The organism is Kluyvera sp. Awk 3 (assembly GCF_028069715.1).
Taxonomy (GTDB): Bacteria; Pseudomonadota; Gammaproteobacteria; order Enterobacterales; family Enterobacteriaceae; genus Kluyvera; species Kluyvera georgiana_A.
Genome location: NZ_JANEWH010000085.1, coordinates 1 through 21,873 on the forward strand (window position 1 = coordinate 1; position 21,873 = coordinate 21,873).

At 54.6% G+C, this 21,873-nt stretch carries 21 protein-coding genes; 10 read left to right on the forward strand and 11 right to left on the reverse strand.

The window, feature by feature from the left end; genetic code table 11:
- The first annotated feature begins 408 nt into the window (after positions 1-408).
- Together yihI and hemN are read left to right on the forward strand one after the other, a co-directional pair.
- Positions 409-927, forward strand: coding sequence for a Der GTPase-activating protein YihI (gene yihI, locus NNN71_RS16580; RefSeq protein ID WP_065357318.1), 519 nt, complete (start codon positions 409-411; stop codon positions 925-927).
- A gap of 188 nt (positions 928-1,115) precedes the next feature.
- Positions 1,116-2,489 (forward strand): oxygen-independent coproporphyrinogen III oxidase, encoded by a 1,374-nt coding sequence (hemN, locus tag NNN71_RS16585; RefSeq protein WP_271458944.1) that lies wholly within the window; start codon positions 1,116-1,118, stop codon positions 2,487-2,489.
- A 75-nt stretch (positions 2,490-2,564) separates the two neighbouring features.
- Here the strand turns inward: hemN and NNN71_RS16590 are convergent, their stop codons facing one another.
- The 4 genes from NNN71_RS16590 to glnA form a co-directional block, all read right to left on the reverse strand.
- Entirely contained in the window at positions 2,565-2,672 is a 108-nt protein-coding gene (locus tag NNN71_RS16590; protein WP_157093498.1) for a YshB family small membrane protein, read from the reverse strand.
- 114 nt (positions 2,673-2,786) lie between these two features.
- Positions 2,787-4,199 carry a nitrogen regulation protein NR(I) gene (gene glnG, locus NNN71_RS16595; protein ID WP_064540495.1) on the reverse strand — a complete coding sequence of 471 codons (1,413 nt, stop codon included), beginning with the start codon at positions 4,197-4,199 and terminating at the stop codon, positions 2,787-2,789.
- Between the two features lie 9 nt (positions 4,200-4,208).
- Entirely contained in the window at positions 4,209-5,258 is a 1,050-nt protein-coding gene (gene glnL / locus NNN71_RS16600; protein WP_163448712.1) for a nitrogen regulation protein NR(II), read from the reverse strand.
- A gap of 206 nt (positions 5,259-5,464) precedes the next feature.
- Entirely contained in the window at positions 5,465-6,874 is a 1,410-nt protein-coding gene (glnA, locus tag NNN71_RS16605) for a glutamate--ammonia ligase (protein ID WP_163448711.1), read from the reverse strand.
- 383 nt (positions 6,875-7,257) lie between these two features.
- Between glnA and typA the strand changes: the two genes are divergently transcribed.
- The 5 genes from typA to fabY all read left to right on the forward strand — a co-directional run bounded on the left by typA (position 7,258) and on the right by fabY (position 12,084).
- Complete coding sequence (gene typA / locus NNN71_RS16610; RefSeq protein ID WP_064540486.1) at positions 7,258-9,081, forward strand: ribosome-dependent GTPase TypA; 1,824 nt, start codon at positions 7,258-7,260, stop codon at positions 9,079-9,081.
- A 132-nt stretch (positions 9,082-9,213) separates the two neighbouring features.
- Positions 9,214-9,813 (forward strand): glucose-1-phosphatase, encoded by a 600-nt coding sequence (gene yihX / locus NNN71_RS16615; RefSeq protein ID WP_163448710.1) that lies wholly within the window; start codon positions 9,214-9,216, stop codon positions 9,811-9,813.
- The gene (locus tag NNN71_RS16620) at positions 9,807-10,664 is read left to right on the forward strand and encodes a virulence factor BrkB family protein (RefSeq protein WP_163448709.1); all 858 of its coding nucleotides are present in this window, start codon (positions 9,807-9,809) and stop codon (positions 10,662-10,664) included. Before yihX ends, NNN71_RS16620 begins: the two co-directional genes overlap by 7 nt.
- Complete coding sequence (dtd, locus tag NNN71_RS16625; protein WP_064540478.1) at positions 10,661-11,098, forward strand: D-aminoacyl-tRNA deacylase; 438 nt, start codon at positions 10,661-10,663, stop codon at positions 11,096-11,098. The genes NNN71_RS16620 and dtd overlap by 4 nt, the downstream gene beginning before the upstream one ends.
- Before the next feature lie 44 nt (positions 11,099-11,142).
- Positions 11,143-12,084, forward strand: coding sequence for a fatty acid biosynthesis protein FabY (fabY, locus tag NNN71_RS16630; protein WP_163448707.1), 942 nt, complete (start codon positions 11,143-11,145; stop codon positions 12,082-12,084).
- 25 nt (positions 12,085-12,109) lie between these two features.
- Here fabY and NNN71_RS16635 read toward each other — a convergent pair whose 3' ends face one another.
- Positions 12,110-13,024 carry an alpha/beta hydrolase gene (locus tag NNN71_RS16635; protein WP_271458945.1) on the reverse strand — a complete coding sequence of 305 codons (915 nt, stop codon included), beginning with the start codon at positions 13,022-13,024 and terminating at the stop codon, positions 12,110-12,112.
- Positions 13,025-13,241: 217 nt separating this feature from the next.
- Between NNN71_RS16635 and NNN71_RS16640 the strand changes: the two genes are divergently transcribed.
- Positions 13,242-13,553 (forward strand): cytotoxic translational repressor of toxin-antitoxin stability system, encoded by a 312-nt coding sequence (locus NNN71_RS16640; protein ID WP_001159631.1) that lies wholly within the window; start codon positions 13,242-13,244, stop codon positions 13,551-13,553.
- On the forward strand, positions 13,554-13,844 hold the full coding sequence (locus tag NNN71_RS16645; protein WP_038393391.1) for a helix-turn-helix domain-containing protein: 291 nt from the start codon (positions 13,554-13,556) through the stop codon (positions 13,842-13,844).
- 46 nt (positions 13,845-13,890) lie between these two features.
- On the opposite strand, the gene fdhE is transcribed toward NNN71_RS16645, so the two are convergent.
- The 4 genes from fdhE to fdnG are packed head-to-tail and all read right to left on the reverse strand — an operon-like array spanning position 13,891 to position 19,414.
- A complete protein-coding gene (gene fdhE, locus NNN71_RS16650) occupies positions 13,891-14,820 on the reverse strand; it encodes a formate dehydrogenase accessory protein FdhE (RefSeq protein WP_163448703.1) in 930 nt (309 codons plus the stop codon).
- Positions 14,817-15,452, reverse strand: coding sequence for a formate dehydrogenase cytochrome b556 subunit (gene fdoI, locus NNN71_RS16655; RefSeq protein WP_064540466.1), 636 nt, complete (start codon positions 15,450-15,452; stop codon positions 14,817-14,819). The genes fdhE and fdoI overlap by 4 nt, the downstream gene beginning before the upstream one ends.
- Positions 15,449-16,351 (reverse strand): formate dehydrogenase subunit beta, encoded by a 903-nt coding sequence (gene fdxH / locus NNN71_RS16660; protein WP_167577212.1) that lies wholly within the window; start codon positions 16,349-16,351, stop codon positions 15,449-15,451. The genes fdoI and fdxH overlap by 4 nt, the downstream gene beginning before the upstream one ends.
- A gap of 12 nt (positions 16,352-16,363) precedes the next feature.
- On the reverse strand, positions 16,364-19,414 hold the full coding sequence (gene fdnG / locus NNN71_RS16665; protein WP_167577211.1) for a formate dehydrogenase-N subunit alpha: 3,051 nt from the start codon (positions 19,412-19,414) through the stop codon (positions 16,364-16,366).
- A 449-nt stretch (positions 19,415-19,863) separates the two neighbouring features.
- Between fdnG and fdhD the strand changes: the two genes are divergently transcribed.
- Complete coding sequence (gene fdhD, locus NNN71_RS16670) at positions 19,864-20,658, forward strand: formate dehydrogenase accessory sulfurtransferase FdhD (RefSeq protein WP_411908132.1); 795 nt, start codon at positions 19,864-19,866, stop codon at positions 20,656-20,658.
- Here the strand turns inward: fdhD and NNN71_RS16675 are convergent.
- A complete protein-coding gene (locus tag NNN71_RS16675; RefSeq protein ID WP_271458946.1) occupies positions 20,625-21,146 on the reverse strand; it encodes a YgjV family protein in 522 nt (173 codons plus the stop codon). The genes fdhD and NNN71_RS16675 overlap by 34 nt on opposite strands.
- Before the next feature lie 47 nt (positions 21,147-21,193).
- Positions 21,194-21,706: a Crp/Fnr family transcriptional regulator gene (locus tag NNN71_RS16680; RefSeq protein ID WP_163448698.1), complete on the reverse strand. Its 513-nt coding sequence runs from the start codon at positions 21,704-21,706 to the stop codon at positions 21,194-21,196.
- Between the last annotated feature and the right edge of the window lie 167 nt (positions 21,707-21,873).

The window sequence follows — 21,873 nt, forward strand, 5'->3', positions numbered from 1 at the left end:
TCATAATATTACACACGGGCAATAATCTTATTTATCCAATTTTCGCCATCTCATTGCTTGTTAGTTTAACGCAACAAGGTAAAGTAGCACCCATCGGCAAGGGCGCCAGAAGGATTTAGACTCAGGATGAGGGGTCAGGAACGCCAGGAGGCGAAGACCTACGGAATCTGTCAGGATGACCAACGTCTGGAGACGTTACGCAGGGAAAGGGAACAATAACAGGGACTGTTATAGAGCTAACGGATAGACAGGGCGCGTTGTAAGCAAACATGGAATGTAGAACCCGTTAAGGGTGTGAGTCAGGAAAAAAGGCGACAGATTACTCTGTCGCCTTTTTTCTTTGTTTGCTTTCTGCTAGATTCCGGCTCAATTCTATACTGAATAAAACGGCTTAAAAGATCTGACATCATGAAAAAACCAACCTCTGCACCGCGTAGCAAAGCGCCAGGCAAACAGCGTCGTAAAACGCGCGAAGAGCTGAACCAGGAAGCGCGTGACCGTAAACGCGACAAGAAGCACCGTGGCCACGCGCCGGGCAGCCGCGCCAGCGGCAGTGAGGGTGCATCTGGCTCCAATAAACAGAAGCAGCAAAAAGACCCCCGTATTGGTAGTAAAAAACCGATCGCGCTGGGCGTGACTGAGGCGCCGGTCGTCAAGCAGCACAAACCGAAGAGCGAGAAACCTATGCTTTCACCGCAGGCTGAGCTGGATATGCTGGAGACTGATGAGCGCCTGGATGCGCTGCTGGAACGTCTGGAAGAGGGCGAAACCCTGACTGCTGAAGAGCAAGCCTGGGTCGATGCCAAACTGGATCGCATTGATGCACTGATGCAGCAACTCGGCCTCTCTTACGATGATGACGAAGAAGAAGAAGAGGAAGAAGAGGGCAAGGAAGACGTCATGCGTCTGCTGAGAGGCGGAAACTAACGTTTGCACCCGATTGGCCTGCCAGTCCTGCTTATAACCCTTTTGGTTGTATGTTATCTGGGGTGGTTATTCGTTAAACTACGACGGTTGTCGCGGCGTCAAAATTGGCTGCGCAACCGGCTGGCGCTGCGTAATGCGGCCAGGCCGGCAAGCCGTCGTCGTTTTCGACATCATCGCAAGGAGTGAGCATGTCTGTGCAGTTAATTGACTGGGATCTGGCCCTGATCCAGAAATATAACTATTCCGGGCCACGGTATACCTCGTATCCCACGGCGCTGGAATTCTCCGACGCGTTCGGCGAAGCGGAGTTTCTGAGCGCCGTTGCGCGCTATCCTGAGCGGCCCCTGTCGCTGTACATTCATATCCCGTTCTGCCATAAGCTCTGCTATTTCTGCGGTTGCAATAAGATCGTTACCCGCCAGCAGCACAAAGCTGACCAATATCTTGACGTGCTGGAGCAGGAAATCCGCCAGCGCGCGCCGCTGTTTACCGGCCGCCATGTTAGCCAACTGCACTGGGGCGGCGGTACGCCAACCTATCTGAATAAGGCGCAAATTAGCCGCCTGATGACGCTGCTGCGCGAGAATTTTCACTTTGATGCGGACGCAGAGATCTCCATCGAGGTCGACCCACGTGAAATTGAGCTGGAAGTTATCGACCATCTGCGCGCCGAAGGCTTCAACCGCCTGAGCATGGGCGTGCAGGACTTCAATAAAGAGGTACAGCGCCTGGTGAACCGTGAGCAGGATGAAGAATTTATCTTCGCGCTGCTCAATCACGCCCGTGAGATTGGTTTTACGTCGACCAATATTGATTTGATCTACGGTCTGCCGAAGCAAACGCCGGAGAGCTTTGCTTTTACCCTCCAGCGCGTGGCAGAGCTGAATCCGGATCGCCTGAGCGTATTTAACTACGCGCACCTGCCGACGCTCTTCGCCGCTCAGCGCAAAATCAAAGATGCCGACCTGCCTTCGGCGCAGCAGAAGCTGGATATCCTGCAAGAGACCATTAACTCGCTGACGCAAGCGGGCTATCAGTTTATCGGCATGGACCACTTTGCGCGTCCGGATAACGAACTGGCCGTGGCTCAGCGTGAAGGTGTGCTGCACCGCAACTTCCAGGGCTATACCACCCAGGGCGACACCGATCTGCTGGGCATGGGCGTTTCCGCCATCAGCATGATTGGCGATTGCTACGCCCAGAACCAAAAAGAGCTGAAGCTGTACTATCAGCAGGTGGCCGAGCAGGGCAACGCGCTGTGGCGCGGTATTGCGTTAACTCGCGATGATTGCATTCGTCGTGACGTGATTAAGGCGCTGATCTGCAACTTCAGCCTCGATTTCCCGGCAGTGGAAAAACAGTGGGATCTGAACTTCAGCGACTACTTTGCCGAGGACCTCGCGCTGCTGGCTCCGCTGGCAAAAGATGGGCTGGTGGATGTGGATGAGAAGGGCATTCAGGTGACCGCCAAAGGCCGTTTGTTGATTCGCAACATCTGTATGTGCTTCGACGCCTATCTGCGTCAGAAAGCGCGTATGCAGCAGTTCTCGCGGGTTATTTAAAGACGACACGATGGCGCTACGCTTACCGGGCCTACAAATCGACGGTAGGCCGGATAAGCGCAAGCGCCATCCGGCTTAGCTGAACAGCCCAACCAGCGCCGCACACAGCACTGCGGCCATCGCTGTTTGCGGCGAGTGGCTGGCAGCACCGCTCGACGCCAGATTAATTAATGATTCAAGCATGTTTCTTCCCCCCAGGTAGTTGCGGGCAGAATGATACTTAACTCATCGGAACAGTAAAGTATAAAATTGCAGCAACTTGCGCGAATCGAGCAATTTTTACACTTTACTCCGACCTTACTCCATTCCGAGTTCTTTCAGTTTGCGTGTCAGGGTATTACGACCCCAACCCAGCAGGCGCGCAGCTTCCTGTTTATGCCCTTGCGTATGGCGTAGGGCGGTCGTTAGCAGCGTACGCTCCATCTCCGGCTGGGCTTCGGAAAGCAGATTTTGATGACCGGAACGCAGCGCGCGATCGGCCCACTGCGCCAGCAGCGTCGCCCAACTATCCGGTAGCGACGCCGCCGCGGTGCTATCCGGCTGGCTGGCTTCAAACAGTTCGCCCGGCAGATCCTGAATCAGCACCTCTTGCCCGGCGGCCATCACCGTCAGCCAGCGGCAGGTGTTCTCCAGCTGACGCACGTTACCCGGCCAGGCCAGACGCGTTAAAGCGGCTTCGGTTTCCGGGTGCAGCAGCTTGGCTTCAACGCCCAGCTCGCGGGCCGCGACCTGCAGGAAATGATGCGCCAGACGCGGAATATCTTCCCGACGCTCACGTAATGGCGGGAGGTGGACGCGAATCACGTTCAGGCGGTGGAACAGATCCTCACGGAACTTACCTTCCTGTACGCGCTGTTCCAGATTCTGGTGGGTAGCCGCGATGATACGTACGTCGACCTTCACCGGCGCATAGCCGCCGACGCGGTAGAACTGGCCGTCGGCCAGCACACGCAGCAGACGAGTCTGGACATCCATCGGCATATCGCCAATTTCATCGAGGAACAGCGTGCCGCCGTCGGCCTGCTCAAAACGCCCCTGACGGACGGTATTGGCGCCGGTAAAGGCCCCTTTCTCGTGACCAAACAGTTCGGACTCAATCAGGTCTTTGGGGATTGCCGCCATATTCAGCGCGATAAACGGCGCTTTGACGCGCGGGCTGTGGCGGTGCAGGGCGTGAGCGACCAGCTCTTTACCGGTACCGGATTCGCCGTTAATCAGCACGCTGATGGAAGAGCGGGAGAGACGGCCGATAATGCGGAACACGTCCTGCATGGCCGGCGCTTCGCCGATGATATCGGTGGTTGGCCCATCAACCTGCACATTGCGCGGCTGCTGCTGTTCCTGGTAGTGGCTGATAGCGCGTTCAACCAGCGCCACCGCTTCGTCAATATCAAACGGTTTTGGCAGGTAATCGAACGCCCCTTGTTGATAGGCGCTGACAGCGGCATCCAGATCGGAATGTGCCGTCATTATGATGACCGGAAGCATTGGATGGCGTTGCTTGATTTGTGTTAACAGCGCCAGACCATCCATCCCGGGCATACGAATATCGGACATCAGCACGTCAGGGGTTTTGGTCGCCAGCGCATCCAGCACCTCTTTCCCGCCCTCAAACGTTGTGCAAGTCAGCCCTGCGCCAGTGAGTGCGCGTTCAAGCACCCAACGGATGGAGCTATCGTCATCAACGACCCAGACTATCCCTCGTTGCATAAACACACCTTATTTTTTAATTGGCAGGAAAACCGAAAACTCGGTATGGCCTGGCCAACTGGTAAATTCAATTTTGCCGGAGTGCTGATCGATCAGGCTGCGCGCGATCGACAGACCCAGCCCGGTGCCACCTTCGCGGCCGCTGACCATCGGATAAAACAGCGTATCCTGCAAATGTGATGGAATGCCGGGGCCGTTATCTTCGACATCAATTCTGGCGGCCAGGCGGTAGCGAACGCCGTGTAGCGTTAACTGAAACGCGGTGCGGGTACGCAGGACGATTTCGCCCCCTTCAGACCCCAGAGCCTGAAGCGCATTACGCACGATATTAAGAAGAACTTGCTCAATCTGGTCGGGATCATGCGGTAATTCTGGCAAACTTGGGTCGTAGTCGCGTACCAGCGTGACGTTTTCCGGCAGCTCCATCGAAACCAGTTTCACCACGCGCTCAGCCACCTTATGGATGCTCTCGGTGACATGCGTACCGGGATGCTGCGGGCCAAGCAGGCGATCGACCAGATTACGCAGACGGTCGGCCTGTTCAATAATGACGTTGGTATATTCGGTTAGCGCGGGGTCGGGCAGCGCTTTACTCAGCAGCTGTGCCGCACCGCGTAGGCCACCCAGCGGGTTTTTAATCTCATGGGCAAGGCCACGCACCAGATCGCGCGCGGCAATCTGTTGAGCGTGCTGAAGCTGCTCCTGGCTGAGGCGACGCTGATTATCCATTGGCGCCATCTCCAGCAGGATAAAGCCGTCAGGCAGCCGCTGTGCGGTGAGCGAAAGAATATGTGAGCGACCGTCGATAACCAGCGTCACTTCGTTATCGGTGAACCCCTGGCCGGTTTGCAGGCTTTCCTGCATTAAGCCGACGTTGAGCGAGAAATAGCTCAGAAGCTCGGGAAGCGGCGTGCCGAAAAGTTTACGCGCGCTTTGCGCCAACAGCTGCTGTGCCGCAGGGTTTGCGTAGTGAACGGCCAGATCGTCATCGACCAGTAAAATGCTGTTGATTAACGAGTTAAGGATCTGCCCAGCATCGGGCAGCGCGCCTGTTGCCATTTAGCAGTCTCCTGAAAAGGCTTGCACTGTTTTAGTGCAGTATAGCTTTTTACGGATAAAAAGCGCGGGAAATCAGGTTGTTGGTGGAGAAAAAAGCCCATCCTGAGATGGGCTGAAAGTTTCCACGGCAACTCAATTCCCGATTATCGCGCCAGCACCCATCGGCAATGACGCGACATCATCGGGAAAGTACAACTCAAAACGTATTAGACGCTGTAGTACAGCTCGAACTCTACCGGGTGCGGAGTCATGCGAACGCGGTCGTTCTCTTCGGTGCGCAGCGCGATGTAAGCATCGATAGCTTCATCAGTGAATACGCCACCTGCAGTCAGGAACTCGCGGTCTGCATCCAGTGCGTTCAGTGCTTCTTCCAGAGAGCCAGCAACCTGTGGGATCTCTTTCGCTTCTTCCGGCGGCAGGTCGTACAGGTTTTTGTCCATGGCTTCGCCCGGATGGATCTTGTTCTTGATACCGTCAAGGCCAGCCATCAGCAGCGCGGCGAAGCACAGGTACGGGTTAGCTGCCGGGTCCGGGAAGCGTACTTCGATACGACGCGCTTTCGGAGAAGCAACAACCGGAATACGGATGGAGGCAGAACGGTTACGGGCAGAGTAAGCCAGCATAACCGGCGCTTCGTAACCCGGGACCAGACGCTTGTAGGAGTTGGTGGTCGGGTTAGCCAGGGCGTTGATCGCTTTAGCGTGTTTGATAACGCCGCCGATGTAGTACAGCGCCTGCTCAGACAGACCCGCATATTTGTCACCGGAGAACAGGTTTACGCCGTTCTTGGACAGGGACATGTGGCAGTGCATACCGGAACCGTTATCACCGAACATCGGTTTCGGCATGAAGGTCGCGGTTTTACCGAAGCGGTGAGCAACGTTGTGCACCACATATTTGTAGATCTGAATTTCGTCCGCTTTTTTGGTCATGGTGTTGAAGCGGGTTGCAATTTCGTTCTGGCCAGCGGTTGCCACTTCGTGGTGGTGCGCTTCAACAACCAGACCCATTTCTTCCATGATCAGACACATGGTAGAACGGATGTCCTGAGAAGAATCTACCGGAGGAACCGGGAAGTAACCGCCTTTCACGCCAGGACGGTGACCTTTGTTACCACCTTCGTATTTGGTGGAGGAGTTCCATGCGCCTTCGATGTCATCGATAGCGACGTGGGAACCGGAGATGGACGCACCGAAACGGATGTCGTCAAACAGGAAGAATTCTGGCTCTGGCCCGAACAGAACGGTGTCTGCGATGCCGGTCGCGCGCAGGTACTCTTCAGCGCGTTTAGCGATGGAGCGCGGGTCACGGTCGTAGCCCTGCAGGGTGCCTGGTTCCAGGATGTCACAACGAATAATCAGGGTAGACTCTTCAAAGAACGGGTCGATGAGAGCGGTAGATGCGTCCGGCATCAGAACCATGTCAGATTCGTTAATGCCTTTCCAGCCGCCGATAGAGGAGCCGTCAAACATTTTGCCTTCTTCGAAGAATTCGGCATTCACCTGATGGGCAGGAATCGTGACGTGCTGTTCTTTACCTTTAGTATCGGTGAAGCGCAGATCGACAAACTTCACTTCATGTTCATTCAGCATCGTCAAAACGTGTTCAGCGGACATACTTTACATCTCCCGGATTTGTCATTGTCGTCGTCGTGGTAACGAGGTCTTCTATCACTGCTTAAAAATGGCGTTGTTGCCGTGAAAAATATAAAGCGAAATCTGTGCCAACTTTTAAATCACCCCCAAAAGGCGCTATCATGCGCACCATAGTGCAAAAGGGCTGCACCATGATAGCCGTTTTGCACCATTATAGTGCTTACACGCGAGCGTTGAGCACCATATTGGTGCAAATTGTGATTAGGTGCCCTTTTTATGCTCCGTGAAAGCGATCACAAAGAAACTCTGCGATACTTGTTTGCGGAGGATCTCTGTGATCCTGTTTTGTAGTGCGATTAATCCGTGTACAATAACGCGCTATTTCTAATGCCCGAGGCAAAGTTGTGATCGAAAATTTGCGTAACATCGCCATCATTGCTCACGTTGACCATGGTAAAACTACCCTGGTTGATAAGCTGCTGCAGCAATCCGGTACGTTCGACGAGCGTGCTGAAACTCAAGAGCGTGTGATGGACTCCAACGATTTGGAGAAAGAGCGTGGGATTACCATCCTCGCAAAAAACACCGCTATCAAATGGAATGACTACCGTATCAACATCGTTGATACCCCGGGGCACGCCGACTTCGGTGGTGAAGTTGAGCGCGTTATGTCCATGGTTGACTCCGTGCTGCTGGTAGTTGATGCCTTTGATGGCCCGATGCCGCAAACGCGCTTCGTGACCAAAAAAGCATTTGCTCACGGCCTGAAGCCAATTGTTGTCATCAACAAGGTTGACCGTCCGGGCGCGCGTCCTGATTGGGTTGTTGACCAGGTCTTCGACCTGTTCGTTAACCTCGACGCGACCGACGAGCAGCTGGACTTCCCGATCATCTACGCTTCGGCGCTGAACGGTATCGCGGGTCTGGATCACGAAGACATGGCTGAAGACATGACCCCGCTGTATCAGGCGATTGTTGACCATGTACCGGCGCCGGACGTAGATCTTGATGGTCCGCTGCAGATGCAGATCTCCCAGCTGGACTACAACAACTACGTTGGCGTTATCGGTATCGGCCGCATCAAACGCGGTAAAGTGAAACCGAACCAGCAGATCACTATCATCGATAGCGAAGGCAAAACCCGTAACGGTAAAGTCGGTAAAGTGCTGACTCACCTGGGTCTGGAACGTATCGACAGCACCCTCGCGGAAGCGGGCGACATCATCGCCATCACCGGTCTGGGCGAGCTGAACATCTCCGACACCATCTGCGATCCGCAGAACGTCGAAGCGCTGCCGGCACTGTCCGTCGATGAACCGACCGTTTCTATGTTCTTCTGCGTTAACACCTCTCCGTTCTGTGGCAAAGAAGGTAAATTCGTTACCTCTCGTCAGATCCTTGACCGCCTGAACAAAGAGCTGGTGCACAACGTAGCGCTGCGCGTTGAAGAAACCGCTGACGCCGATGCGTTCCGCGTTTCTGGCCGTGGTGAACTGCACCTGTCCGTTCTGATTGAAAACATGCGTCGTGAAGGTTTCGAACTGGCGGTATCCCGTCCGAAAGTTATCTTCCGCGAAATCGATGGCCGCAAACAAGAGCCATACGAGAACGTAACGCTGGACGTCGAAGAGCAGCACCAGGGTTCTGTCATGCAGGCACTGGGCGAGCGTAAAGGCGACCTGAAAAACATGAATCCAGACGGTAAAGGCCGCGTACGTCTCGACTACGTGATCCCAAGCCGTGGTCTGATCGGCTTCCGTTCAGAATTCATGACCATGACTTCCGGTACCGGTCTGCTGTACTCCACCTTCAGCCACTATGACGATATCCGTCAGGGCGAAGTGGGCCAGCGTCAGAACGGCGTACTGATCTCCAACGGCCAGGGTAAAGCAGTTGCGTTCGCACTGTTCAGCCTGCAGGACCGCGGTAAGCTGTTCCTGGGCCACGGCGCAGAAGTTTACGAAGGCCAGATCATCGGTATTCACAGCCGTTCTAACGACCTGACCGTAAACTGCCTGACCGGTAAGAAACTGACCAACATGCGTGCATCCGGTACGGATGAAGCGGTTGTTCTGGTTCCGCCTATCCGCATGACTCTGGAGCAAGCTCTGGAATTCATCGATGATGACGAACTGGTCGAAGTGACTCCGCAGTCTATTCGTATCCGTAAACGTCACCTGACGGAAAACGACCGTCGTCGCGCAATGCGCGGTGCGAAAGAAGAGTAATCTTCTTTTTTCCGTGACCAAAACCCTGCCTTATGGCGGGGTTTTTCTTTTTCTGATAGCGCGCTTTTGTTCATGGTCAAACACCGCCTTTCCCGCTACAGTAAAAATTCCACGGCGTGAACGGAGGCAAAAATGCTCTATATCTTTGATTTAGGTAATGTGATTGTCGACATTGATTTCAACCGTGTTCTGGGAACGTGGAGCGACCTTGCCCGTGTGCCGCTGGCGCAGTTGAAGCAGCGCTTTACTATGGGGGAGGCATTTCACCAGCACGAACGCGGTGAAATATCGGATGAAGCATTTGCGAAAGCGATGTGTCACGACCTGGAACTTCCGCTGAGTTACGAGCAGTTTGCCCACGGCTGGCAGGCGGTGTTTGTCGCACTGCGTCCCGAAGTTATCGATATCATGAAGACGCTACGCGAGCAGGGACACCGGGTGGTAGTACTCTCGAATACCAATGCGCTGCACACGACTTTCTGGCCGGATGAATATCCGCAAATTTATGCTGCCGCTGACCATGTTTACCTCTCGCAGGAGATGGGCATGCGTAAACCAGAGGCCCGTATTTACCAGCGCGTACTTGAACTGGAAGGTTTTTCCGCCGCCGATGCGGTCTTTTTTGACGATAACGCCGATAATATAGAGGGTGCTAGCCGGTTGGGGATAACCAGCGTGCTGGTGACAGGGCGTGAAACCCTACCCGATTATTTTACGAAGACGTTATGCTAAAAACCGGTCATCAAAAATATACCCGGCCGCTGGTGGCGTGGTTCAAAATACTCTGGCGGCGCATTGATGAAGACAATATGACGACGCTGGCGGGCAACCTGGCCTACGTGTCGCTGCTTTCACTTGTGCCGCTAGTGGCGGTCATTTTCGCGCTTTTCGCGGCTTTTCCGATGTTTTCGGAAGTGAGTCTACAGATTCGCCACTTCGTTTTTGCCAACTTCCTGCCTGCGACTGGCGACGTTATTCAGCGCTATATCGAGCAGTTCGTCGCCAACTCCAACAAAATGACCGCGTTTGGCGCCTGTGGCCTGATCATTACCGCGCTGCTGTTGATGTACTCCATCGACAGCGCCCTGAACACGATCTGGCGCAGCAAGCGTGTGCGCCCGCATCTTTACTCGTTTGCGGTCTACTGGATGATTCTCACCCTCGGCCCGCTGCTGGCGGGGGTGAGCCTGGCAATTAGCTCATATCTGCTTTCGCTGCGCTGGGCCAGCGAGCTTCACGGCGTGATTGATAACCTGCTGCGGTTGTTCCCGCTGCTGCTCTCCTGGCTTTCCTTCTGGCTGCTCTACAGCATCGTTCCGACAACTCAGGTGCCGAATCGCGATGCGATTGTCGGGGCGCTGGTCGCCGCGCTGCTGCACGAACTTGGCAAGAAAGCCTTCTCGCTCTATATCACCGCATTTCCCTCTTACCAGCTGATTTACGGCGTGCTGGCGGTGATCCCCATTTTGTTTGTCTGGGTCTACTGGACGTGGTGTATCGTCTTGCTTGGCGCAGAAATAACTGTCACTCTCGGTGAATACCGAAAACTGAAATCAGAACAACAAGAAGCAGAAGAACCATGATTGCATTAATTCAGCGCGTCACCCGCGCCAGCGTAAGCGTGGCGGACGAGGTGACGGGGGAGATTGGCCCAGGACTCCTGGTGCTACTGGGCGTAGAGAAAGACGACGACGAACAGAAAGCGAATCGCCTGTGCGAGCGCGTGCTCGGCTACCGTATTTTTAGCGATGCCGACGGCAAAATGAACCTGAACGTGCAGCAGGCCGGCGGCAGCGTGCTGGTGGTGTCACAGTTTACGCTGGCGGCCGATACCGAGCGCGGGATGCGTCCGAGTTTCTCCAAAGGTGCAGCACCGGATCGTGCAGAAGAACTCTATGAGTACTTTGTGCAGCGCTGCCGCCAGCAGGAGATCAACACGCAAACGGGACGATTCGCTGCAGATATGCAGGTGTCACTGGTCAATGATGGCCCCGTGACATTCTGGTTACAGGTATGAACCCACTTCCCGGTAGAACGCGGGGGGCAAAAGAGAGCGCGATTATGTACCATCTCCGAGTACCGCAAACGGCAGAAGAGTTAGAGGAATACTACCAGTTTCGCTGGGAAATGCTGCGTAAGCCGTTGCATCAGCCAAAAGGGTCCGAGCGAGACGCCTGGGACGCGATGGCGCACCATCAGATGGTGGTGGATGAACAGGGAAAGCTGGTCGCTGTCGGGCGACTGTACATCAACGCCGATAACGAAGCGTCGATTCGTTTTATGGCTGTCCATCCAGAAGTGCAGGACAAAGGCCTGGGCACGCTGATCGCCATGACGCTGGAATCTGTCGCCCGTCAGGAAGGCGTGAAGCGTGTAACCTGTAGCGCACGTGAAGATGCCGTGCCGTTTTTCGCCAAGCTGGGCTTTGTGAACCAGGGGGAGATCACCACCCCGCAAACCACGCCGGTGCGCCACTTTCTGATGATTAAACCGGTGGCGTCGTTGGACGACATTCTGCATCGCGGTGACTGGTGCGCGCAGTTGCAGCAGGCCTGGTACGATCATATCCCGCTCAGCGAAAAAATGGGCGTGCGCATTCAGCAGTACACCGGGCAGAAATTTATCACCACCATGCCGGAAACCGGTAACCAGAATCCACACCACACGCTGTTCGCGGGTAGCCTGTTCTCGCTGGCGACACTGACCGGCTGGGGCCTTATCTGGCTGATGCTGCGTGAGCGCCATCTGGGCGGCACGATTATCTTAGCCGATGCTCATATCCGCTATAGCCGGCCGATTGCCGGCAGACCAACGGCGATCGCCGACCTGGGCTCGCTGAGCGGCGACCTGGACCGACTGGCCCGTGGCCGCAAAGCGCGTGTTCAGCTACAGGTTGAGCTGTTCGGTGATGAGAAAGCGGGCGTGGTATTTGAAGGCACTTATATCGTGCTTCCCGCTAAGCCTTTTGGCGCCTTCGAAGAAGGCGGCAACGAAGAGGAGTAGCGTGAGTCCGCGCTCCTGATGCTATTTATCCACGAGTGGCCGCGCGCCAGGCCACGTCGCGTATTGCGTCCCGCGCCGTCTTGCTCACGCCGCCCAATTGGAAAAATCCGTGGATAACGCCGAGATAGCGCTGGCAAGTACACGCCACGCCCTGGTCGTTCAGGCGGTGATATAGCGCTTCGCCTTCATCACGCAGTGGATCGAACTCTGCGGTGAGAATATGCACCGGCGGTAAACCGGCAAAATCTTCACGCCATATCGGACTGGCTTCCGGGTGGCGGAGGTCGGTATCCTGGAGATACATTTCAAAACCCGATAGCAGCGTATCGCGGGTGATGATGTAGTCTTGCCCGTTGCTGGCATAGCTGGGGAAACTGGCGGTAGCGTCAAGCATCGGGTAGATCAGCAGCAGCTTCGCCGGAGACCATTGGGCGGTTGATTTCAGGCGTAGCGCGCTGACCAATGCCAGGTGCCCGCCTGCGCTGTCGCCAGCAAGCGTGATACGTTCACGATCGATGCCTAACTGCTCCGCGTATTGATGGACGATATTGGCCCCACGTTCAGCGTCGTCATGAGCCGCAGGGAAGGTGTGCTCTGGCGCAAGACGATACTGAATGGCAATCACTCTACAGCCGCTTTTCCAGGCCAGTTGCCGTAGCTGGAGGTCATGAGTCAGAAAGCCGCCGCTAACAAAACAGCCGCCGTGATAGTAGAGGATACAGGGTAGCGAACCGGATGCGTTTAGCGGCGAAACGACGCGAAATGTCATCCCTTCCAGCACGATATCTTCCGATTTTACGCGAATCTCTTTCTCGCCCGCCAGCGACGTGCTGGCAATATATCCCGCTCTCCGATCATCAATATTCTGCTCTCGTGAAGAGGGGCGGCCCGCAGCGATAAACCCGGCAACCAGTTCGGCAATTCCTTTTTCCAGTGGCATATAAGGCTCCTTGGACTGTATGTATGTACAGTTTATAACCTGGTTTGTTGGGGATGGAAAGTAGTGAAACGAGGGGATAATGATTCTGGATAGAGGTTCGCAAAAAATGGAATGCGGTTGGCGCTGGTTTTTTAATTTTTGTACTGTGAAATGATGATGCTATACGCTATTGACGTATAGATTATTTTCACTACTATAAGCCAATGGCGTATGGAATATGCAATTCATAGAAACGGAACTCTTTACTGAAGATGTTAAAAAACTGCTCGATGATGATGAATACCATAAGCTTCAGGTTTTTATGGCTCAGCATCCAGATTGTGGTGATGTCATTCAGGAAACGGGCGGCCTGAGAAAAATGCGCTGGGGAGCGCGAGGCAAAGGAAAGCGTAGTGGCGTGCGAATTATCTATTTTCATCGTAGTCAACGGTATGAGGTTCGCTTGCTTCTGATTTATCAAAAAGGCATTAAAGATGATCTCACGCCGCAGGAAAAAGCGGTGCTTCGTATGCTGAATGAGAGGTGGTAGATGGATAAAGTGTTATTTGAGCGATTAACTCAAAGTATGTCTCAAATGAATGAAATCATTGAAGGGACCCGTGAGCCTTCTCGTACCTTTCATATTGACGCAATGAAGATTAAAGAAATACGGCAGGCATCTGGGTTGTCGCAATCTAAGTTTGCAGAACTGATTTCGGTCAACGTGGATACACTGCGCAACTGGGAGCAAGGAAGACGCTCACCGACAGGGCCAGCCAAAGCGTTACTTCGCGCCATTGCCAACGATCCGAGAAACGTTATACAAGCATTGCGTCATTGAGCAATGATCCGGCTAACATAGATTGCTAGCCGGTATACCAGAGAACTTACTCCCCTTCCCCCGGGAACAGGAACGGGTTGATTGAGCTACGGGCGAACCCTTCCTGCTCCATCCGCGCGTCCAACACCAGTGAGGCGAGGTCGTCAGCCACGGCTTCCACTTTCGGGTCCTTTTCCTGATACAGAATTTTCAGGTAGGTGCCGCAGTCGCCACAGCTTTCGGCTTTAATCGCAGCCTGCTCATTATCCAGAGACCAGTAGTGCAGGTCGCGACTTTGTTCGCAGTTACTGCACTTCACGCGCACGACATGCCACTCGGTTTCACACAGGTTGCAGTGCAGATAGCGCAGCCCCTGAGTGGTGCCAATTTGCACCATGCTGGAAACCGGCATTGAGCCACACACCGGGCAGTACTGACGCTGTTCGCCGTATTCTGCATGGGCTTTACCTGGAATCAGGCTCGCCATCTGTGCCCAGTAGAGTGACAAGGCGGCCCAGATGAACGGCGCTTTATCGCTGCTGACGGATGAGAAATCCGATTCAAACAGCGCGCTGGCCATTTGCTCCAGCTCCTGTTCGGAGGCTTTCTCCAGATTCTCGATAACCGCCAACGCTGGGCCACTCATTTCCGGCTTCAGTTCAGCAATCATGGAGTGCAGCAGCGTATGCCAGTGTTTATCGCGCGGTAGAACGTGGATATCCAGCGGCGGCTTGCCCTGGTCGTTTGCCTCTTTAAGACGCGCGCTCAGATCCATCCGCAGCGGATGGTCGTACAGAACCACTTCCTGTGCGTGGGCAATCAGCGCCGCAAAGCGCAGGTAGTCGCCCAGCGGGTTGTTCTCTGCCAGCTCGCGCAGACGCTCGGCGCGACGATTGTAGAGGTTCTTGAGTCTGGGGAACAACAACGGCGGAATGACTTCCGCCGTACGTTTCTCGCTCGAACCCAGCTCATCTTGCGGGATTATGCGAATACTCATTCAGATGACTTTTCCTGTTTCTGGCGGACTTCACGGTACCAGCGCGGGTGATGTTTCTTCGCCCACGATTTGGTAACCCATCCTTCCACCATCGCGGTAATGGTGCCTTTCACCCAAAGGGCGGCGTAAATATGCACCATGATAACCACAATTAACGCCACTGCGGCAAATGAATGCAGCATTAGCGCAAATCGGATCACCGGGATTGAGAAAGCAGGCGCAAAGTACGGACGCCAGATAATCACACCGCTTACCAGCAGCAGTACCAGGAAGATAATCGCCGCCCAGAATACGCATTTCTGGCCGAAGTTATAACGCCCGGTGTCACCTACTTCCTCGTTGACGACGATCTTACGAATATTCTTCGCCCAAAAGATATCATCCCGATTGATTAGATTATGGTGCCAGTAGCGGAAAAACATGATGATAAACGACGCAAACATGATAACGCCGACAAACGGGTGCAGAATGCGCGCCAGCTGCGGAGTGCCCATGATTTGCATCAACCAGTTGAAGGACGGGAAGAAAAAGCCCAGCCCGCTCACCGCCGCCAGTATGAAGCAGAAGGCGGTGACCCAGTGGTTGATGCGTTCCGGCGCCGTGTAGCGCACGATGGTGTCACGTCTTTTCATTTGCGCACCTCGTCTTTCTCTTCATCAAGATTATCCTCTTCCTCTTCCGCACGGTTCGGACCGACCCCGACGTAGTGGAAGACGCTCGCGGCGAACGTGGCGGCAAAGCCGATAGCGGCTAACGGTTTCCAGACGCCTTTCCAGAATTTCACGGTAGCGCTGATTTCCGGGTTTTCCGGCAGGCCATGGTACAGATTCGGCTTGTCAGCATGGTGCAGTACGTACATCACGTGCGTACCGCCAACGCCGGCCGGATCGTACAGCCCTGCATTGTCGTAACCACGGGTTTTCAGTTCGGCCACGCGTTCGCCCGCCAGCGTTTTCATATCCTCTTTGGAACCAAAGTGGATAGCGCCGGTTGGGCAGGTTTTCACGCAGGCCGGTTCTTGCCCCACGGTCACGCGGTCGACGCACAGCGTACATTTGTAGACGCGATTGTCTTCCGGGTTAAGACGCGGGACGTTGAACGGGCAACCAGCGATGCAGTAGCCGCAGCCAATGCACTGCTCGGACTGGAAGTCGACGATACCGTTGGCATACTGAATGATTGCGCCTTCCGATGGGCAGGCCTTCAGGCAGCCTGGGTCAGCGCAGTGCATGCAGCCATCCTTACGGATCAGCCATTCCAGTTTGTCGTTTTGCTCCACTTCCGAGAAGCGCATGACCGTCCAGGATTTAGCGGTCAGATCGGCGGGGTTATCGTACACCCCGACGTTGCTGCCGATTTCATCACGGATGTCGTTCCACTCCGAGCACGCCACCTGACAGGCCTTACAGCCGATGCAGGTAGTAACGTCGATAAGCTTTGCCACCTCTTCCTGGTGATCCCGCGCGCGCGGCGCGGGAGTGAAACCGTTAGTGGCGGAACGACGAATAATATCTTGCGATTGATAAGCCATAGGTCGTCTCCGTTACACCTTTTCCACGTTCACGAGGAAGGACTTAAACTCCGGCGTTTGCGTGTTCGCATCGCCGACGAATGGCGTCAACGTATTGGCAATAAAGCCTTTTTTCGCTACGCCTTCGTAGCCCCAGTGGATTGGAATACCGATAGTATCGATATCCTTACCGTCAACTTTCAGCGTGCGGATACGCTTGGTCACCACCGCCTTAGCTTTAATATAGCCACGGTTGGAGGAGACTTTGACGGTATCGCCGTGGGCGATGCCGAGCTTATCTGCCAGCTTTTCACCGATCTCTACAAACTGTTCCGGCTGCGCAATGGCGTTAAGCAGCGCATGCTTAGTCCAGTAGTGGAAGTGTTCGGTCAGACGATAGGTGGTACCGACGTACGGGAATTTATCCGCTTTCCCCAACGCTTCCTTGTCGCCTTTAAAGATACGGGCGGCAGGGTTGGAAATGACGTTCGGGTGCAGCGGGTTAGTCCCCAGCGGCGTTTCAAACGGCTCATAGTGTTCCGGGAACGGACCTTCTGCCATCTTGTCGAGGGCAAACAGGCGACCCATCCCTTCCGGCTGCATGATGAACGGCCCGACGTTACTGCCCGGCGCCGCAGCGCTGTAGTCCGGAATATCCACGCCGCCCCACTTCGCGCCGTCCCATTTCAGGAGCTGGCGTTTTGGATCCCACGGGTTGCCCTGCGGGTCAGCGGAAGCGCGGTTATACAGAATACGGCGGTTGAGCGGCCACGCCCAGGCCCAGCCCAGCGTGTTGCCAAGGCCGGATGGGTCGGCGTTATCGCGGCGCGCCATCTGGTTGCCTTCAGGCGTCCAGCTACCGGCGAAGATCCAGCAGCCGCTGGCGGTTGTCCCGTCGTCACGCAGTTGGGCAAACGAGCTGAGCTGTTGGCCTTTCTTCACGATAACCGCACCGGTCGCCGGGTCGATAATATCGGCCAGCGCCTTACCGTTGCTCTCCATCGCCACTTCCTCGGAAGCCGGTTCATTTGGCGTTGAGTAGTTCCAGGTCATATTCAGCACCGGCTCTGGAGCCGGGCCGCCTTCTTCGGCGTACATCTTACGCAGACGCATGAAGATACCGGCGAGGATTTCACCGTCGGTGACCGCATCCCCCGGGGCATCCGCACCTTTCCAGTGCCACTGCAGCCAGCGTCCGGAGTTAACGATAGAACCGTTCTCCTCGGCAAAGCAGGTGGAAGGCAGGCGGAACACTTCGGTCTGGATTTTCGACGGATCAACATCGTTCGACTCGCCATGGTTCTGCCAGAAGGTCGAGGTTTCGGTGTTGAGCGGATCGATAGTCACCAGGTACTTCAGTTTCGACAACGAGGCGACAATCTTATTCTTGTTCGGGAATGAGGCAACCGGGTTGAAGCCCTGGCAGATATAGCCATTGACCAGGCCCTGATTCATCATCTCGAAGTATTGAAGAACGTCGTAGCCTTTGTCCCATTTCGGCAGCCAGTCAAAGCCCCAGCTGTTTTCCGCCGTGGCCTTATCCCCATAGAAAGACTTCATCATTGAGACGAAGAATTTCGGGTAGTTACCCCAATAGTTAACCTGGCCATCCAGCAGCGGTTTTGGCGTGTTGGCGGTCAGATAGGTTTGCAGGTCAGCCTGTTTTTCGCTCGGCAGCGTCATATAGCCCGGCAGGCTCTGTGACAGTAAGCCTAAGTCGGTCAGCCCCTGAATGTTCGAGTGTCCGCGCAGGGCGTTTACGCCGCCGCCAGCCATCCCCATATTGCCCAGCAGCAGCTGAATCATCGCCATGGTACGGATGTTTTGCGCGCCGATGGAGTGCTGCGTCCAACCCAGTGCATAAAGGAACGAGGCGGTTTTGTCGTGGGCGCTGGTTTCGGCGATGTATTCGCAGACTTTCAGGAAGTCAGCTTTTGGCGTACCGCAGATCTTCTCAACCATTTCCGGCGTGTAGCGGGAAATATGCTGTTTCAGCAGATTCCAGACGCAACGCGGATGGGTGAGGGTGGTATCCCGTTTCGCGTGACCGTTTTCATCCAGCTCGTAGTTCCAGGATGTCTTATCGTACTTGCGTGCTTCCGGGTCGTAACCGCTAAACAGACCGTCGTCGAAGCTAAAGTCTTCGCGCACGATAAGGCTGGCGTTGGTATACGCCTCGGTGTACTCACGGTTGAATTTTTCGTTGTTCAACAGGTACAGCATCACGCCCGACAGGAAGGTAATGTCGGTACCGGAACGAATTGGGGCGTAGAAATCCGCCACCGACGCGGTACGCGTAAAGCGGGGATCGATAACAATCAGCTTAGCGCCGTTGTGAATTTTGGCTTCCATCGCCCAGCGGAACCCGACCGGGTGAGCTTCAGCGGCATTACCGCCCATCACCACAATGAGGTTAGCGTTCTTGATGTCGACCCAGTGGTTGGTCATCGCACCGCGACCAAATGTTGGAGCAAGACTTGCTACCGTTGGTCCGTGTCAGACACGCGCCTGGTTGTCGACCGCGAGCATACCGAGTGCACGCGTAAATTTCTGGGTTAAATAGCCGGTTTCGTTGCTGGACGCCGAGGCACACAGCATACCGGTTGTGAGCCAGCGGTTAACGGTGGTGCCGGCATCGTTTTTCTCGACGAAGTTGGCATCGCGGTCAGCCTTCATCAGCTTAGCGATACGGTCGAACGCTTCTTCCCAGCTGATTTGCTGCCATTTATCAGAACCAGGTGCGCGATATTCAGGATATTTAAGACGGCTTTCGGAGTGGATAAAGTCCACCAGACCTGCGCCTTTCGGACACAATGCACCACGGTTTACCGGGTGATCTGGATCCCCTTCGATGTGGAAAATCGAGGCTTTCGCATTTTTTGCGCCGTCGCCGAGGCTATACATTAAAAGCCCACAGCCGACAGAGCAGTAAGTGCAGGTGTTACGGGTCTCACGGGTACGCAGCAATTTATACTGCCGTGTTTCCGCGAGTGCGATGCTCGGGGCAAAGCCCAGTGCTGCTGCCGTGGTTCCTGCCATACCGCCAGCGCAGATCTTAAAGAACTGCCTTCTGCTGACCTGCATGGTTCACTCCTTGTTTCGACATTGTCATTGCTTGTAGTTGTTCTTCGCCAGATGGCGGCAAAGATGCTGAATAATACGATGCCCTCAGTTCCAGGAGGGCTTTGATCCAGAATACCACATTATCGGTAGGCTTGTTCTAACGCGGTTAATGGCAGGTGAATTGATTTTGTATGCATTAACATTGAACTGTGATATCGATCGCAATTTAGCCGAAATCAAATCTCGCCTGGGCGCGTGCTCAATGACTTTAACCATAAGGGATTAATCGGCCGGTCTGGCGCAATGTGCGGCGAAATAAATCAAGATTGTGCGTTATTGCACCACAAACTTGATCCATAATAAGCCTCAATTCCCTGATGTTGTGATGGAATAGACGCCCCTTATTTTTACGCCGTTCAGAGTATTTGCCCGTGTTTAATGTTAAAGATGAAGTCGAGCCCTCGTTACAGCTGGTTGGCGCAGCCGAGCGTACCGTCTTCAGAAGGCCACAAATTATGCAACCCACACAGGATATTCTTGCCGAAGAAGTTCCCGTTGCGCTGGTCTACAACGGCATCTCTCACGTCGTGATGATGGCGACGCCAAAAGATCTTGAAGCCTTTGCGATCGGCTTTTCGCTGTCGGAAGGCATCATTGAACATCCCCGGGAAATCTTCGGTATGGATGTTGTCCCTGCCTGTAATGGCATGGAAGTTCGCATCGAGCTTTCCAGCCGCCGCTTTATGGGGCTGAAAGAGCGTCGTCGGGCGTTGGCTGGTCGTACGGGCTGCGGCGTGTGCGGCGTTGAGCAACTCAACGATATTGGCAGGCCGATAAAACCGCTGCCCTTTAGCCAGACGTTCGATCTGGCTCATCTCGATTACGCGCTCAGGCATTTAGATGACGTCCAGCCCGTTGGCCGTGAAACGGGCTGTACGCACGCGGCGGCATGGATTATGCCCTCCGGCGAGCTGGTGGGCGGCCATGAAGATGTCGGTCGTCACGTGGCGCTGGATAAACTGCTGGGGCGCCGCGCGAAAGAAGGCGCGCTGTGGCAGCAGGGAGCCGCGCTGGTTTCCAGCCGTGCCAGCTATGAAATGGTGCAAAAGTCTGCGATGTGCGGCGTCGAAATTCTGTTCGCCGTCTCTGCCGCCACAACGCTGGCGGTCGAAGTGGCTGAACGCTGCAATCTGACGCTGGTAGGCTTCTGTAAGCCGGGAAGAGCGACGATTTACACCCATCCTGAACGTCTGGTTGCGGAGTAATGCCGCCAGGCCGCCAGCAGAATACTGCCTGAAAACGCGAGTTCCATGACCGCAGCGACCGGCGATCCCGCCATTATGTTGTTCAGTAGCCAACAAACGCTGCCGCACAGCGTGTATCCGCGTAGCCTGGAACTCTGACCTTGAAACGCGGCAAAGGTCATCAGCAGGCTACCCATCAGCGGCAAAAGGCTTGCTGTTCCCTGCCAGAAGTAGGCGCTACAGGCCATCGACACCACCATAAATCCCCACATCACCCACAGACGAAGCGTAACGACAGCGATCGCAAAGCGGCAGGCCGCAATCGCCATCAACACGGCAGCAACGGGCTGTTGTAGAAGATAAAAGTGCCATGCCAGCAGACCGGTGGAGCAGGCAAGTACCGTCAGCGTTTTCGCCCGACGATGAAAATGAAAAGCAGTAATATCAAGCGCAAAGCTGACGCTTGCAAGTATCTGGGAAAACAGGAAAGTGGTCATCACGGCAGCCATTTCGCAAATCAATGGCTTCACCATAATGGGCTTAAGCCGGCCTCGCGTTAACTTTTGTTAAGACGCTGGCGAATACGTGAAAGGCTCACGGGGGTGATACCGATATAGCTAGCGAGATCCCGTTGCGTTAGCTGTGATTCCCAGTGTGGGAACTGAGTCTGGACGTAGCGGTAGCGTTGTTCTGGCGTGTTGAGCAACAGCATCTGTTCCTTCTTTTCTTTGTAGATCAACTGCTGAATGAGGAGTTGCATCTTGAACTCCTGGTTTTCAGCAGCCTCGAAAAAGGAGAGCGGAATGTCACTGGTTTCGCCCGCGGTGACCATCTGCAGACTATAATCCGCCGGCGTTGCCGTCAGCCAGTTAAGGTATAAAAAGCAGCATTCCCCTGGGAAATAGAACTCTTTTACGCGCTCCACGCCCCGATCGGAGTGATAAACCGCCCGCACAACACCCTGATGTAAATAGTAAAAATGGCTTTGCACCTCGCCCTGATGCAGCAGCCAGGCGCCCGCGCTCTGCGACTTTTTACGACTCGTCAGTAACTGCTGATTCAGCTGCATATCGTTATCTCAAAAAATTTGAAAGACAAATGCAAATCATTCCGCTTTTAGTTGATCGAGATGTGACCTAATATTTATCACATCAAGGCAGCACGCCTTATCCAAACAACTAAATTAAAGGGTTTATATCATGAAAAGCATCAAAACTTTTGTCGCAGTTATGACTC

Bases quoted from the DNA above. Each gene is read 5' to 3' on its own strand.
- yihI (WP_065357318.1), top strand. From the start codon at position 409: ATGAAAAAACCAACCTCTGCACCGCGTAGCAAAGCGCCAGGCAAACAG.
- hemN (WP_271458944.1), top strand. From the start codon at position 1,116: ATGTCTGTGCAGTTAATTGACTGGGATCTGGCCCTGATCCAGAAATAT.
- NNN71_RS16590 (WP_157093498.1), bottom strand. From the start codon at position 2,672: ATGCTTGAATCATTAATTAATCTGGCGTCGAGCGGTGCTGCCAGCCAC.
- glnG (WP_064540495.1), bottom strand. From the start codon at position 4,199: ATGCAACGAGGGATAGTCTGGGTCGTTGATGACGATAGCTCCATCCGT.
- glnL (WP_163448712.1), bottom strand. From the start codon at position 5,258: ATGGCAACAGGCGCGCTGCCCGATGCTGGGCAGATCCTTAACTCGTTA.
- glnA (WP_163448711.1), bottom strand. From the start codon at position 6,874: ATGTCCGCTGAACACGTTTTGACGATGCTGAATGAACATGAAGTGAAG.
- yihX (WP_163448710.1), top strand. From the start codon at position 9,214: ATGCTCTATATCTTTGATTTAGGTAATGTGATTGTCGACATTGATTTC.
- NNN71_RS16620 (WP_163448709.1), top strand. From the start codon at position 9,807: ATGCTAAAAACCGGTCATCAAAAATATACCCGGCCGCTGGTGGCGTGG.
- dtd (WP_064540478.1), top strand. From the start codon at position 10,661: ATGATTGCATTAATTCAGCGCGTCACCCGCGCCAGCGTAAGCGTGGCG.
- fabY (WP_163448707.1), top strand. From the start codon at position 11,143: ATGTACCATCTCCGAGTACCGCAAACGGCAGAAGAGTTAGAGGAATAC.
- NNN71_RS16635 (WP_271458945.1), bottom strand. From the start codon at position 13,024: ATGCCACTGGAAAAAGGAATTGCCGAACTGGTTGCCGGGTTTATCGCT.
- NNN71_RS16640 (WP_001159631.1), top strand. From the start codon at position 13,242: ATGCAATTCATAGAAACGGAACTCTTTACTGAAGATGTTAAAAAACTG.
- NNN71_RS16645 (WP_038393391.1), top strand. From the start codon at position 13,554: ATGGATAAAGTGTTATTTGAGCGATTAACTCAAAGTATGTCTCAAATG.
- fdhE (WP_163448703.1), bottom strand. From the start codon at position 14,820: ATGAGTATTCGCATAATCCCGCAAGATGAGCTGGGTTCGAGCGAGAAA.
- fdoI (WP_064540466.1), bottom strand. From the start codon at position 15,452: ATGAAAAGACGTGACACCATCGTGCGCTACACGGCGCCGGAACGCATC.
- fdxH (WP_167577212.1), bottom strand. From the start codon at position 16,351: ATGGCTTATCAATCGCAAGATATTATTCGTCGTTCCGCCACTAACGGT.
- NNN71_RS16675 (WP_271458946.1), bottom strand. From the start codon at position 21,146: ATGGCTGCCGTGATGACCACTTTCCTGTTTTCCCAGATACTTGCAAGC.
- NNN71_RS16680 (WP_163448698.1), bottom strand. From the start codon at position 21,706: ATGCAGCTGAATCAGCAGTTACTGACGAGTCGTAAAAAGTCGCAGAGC.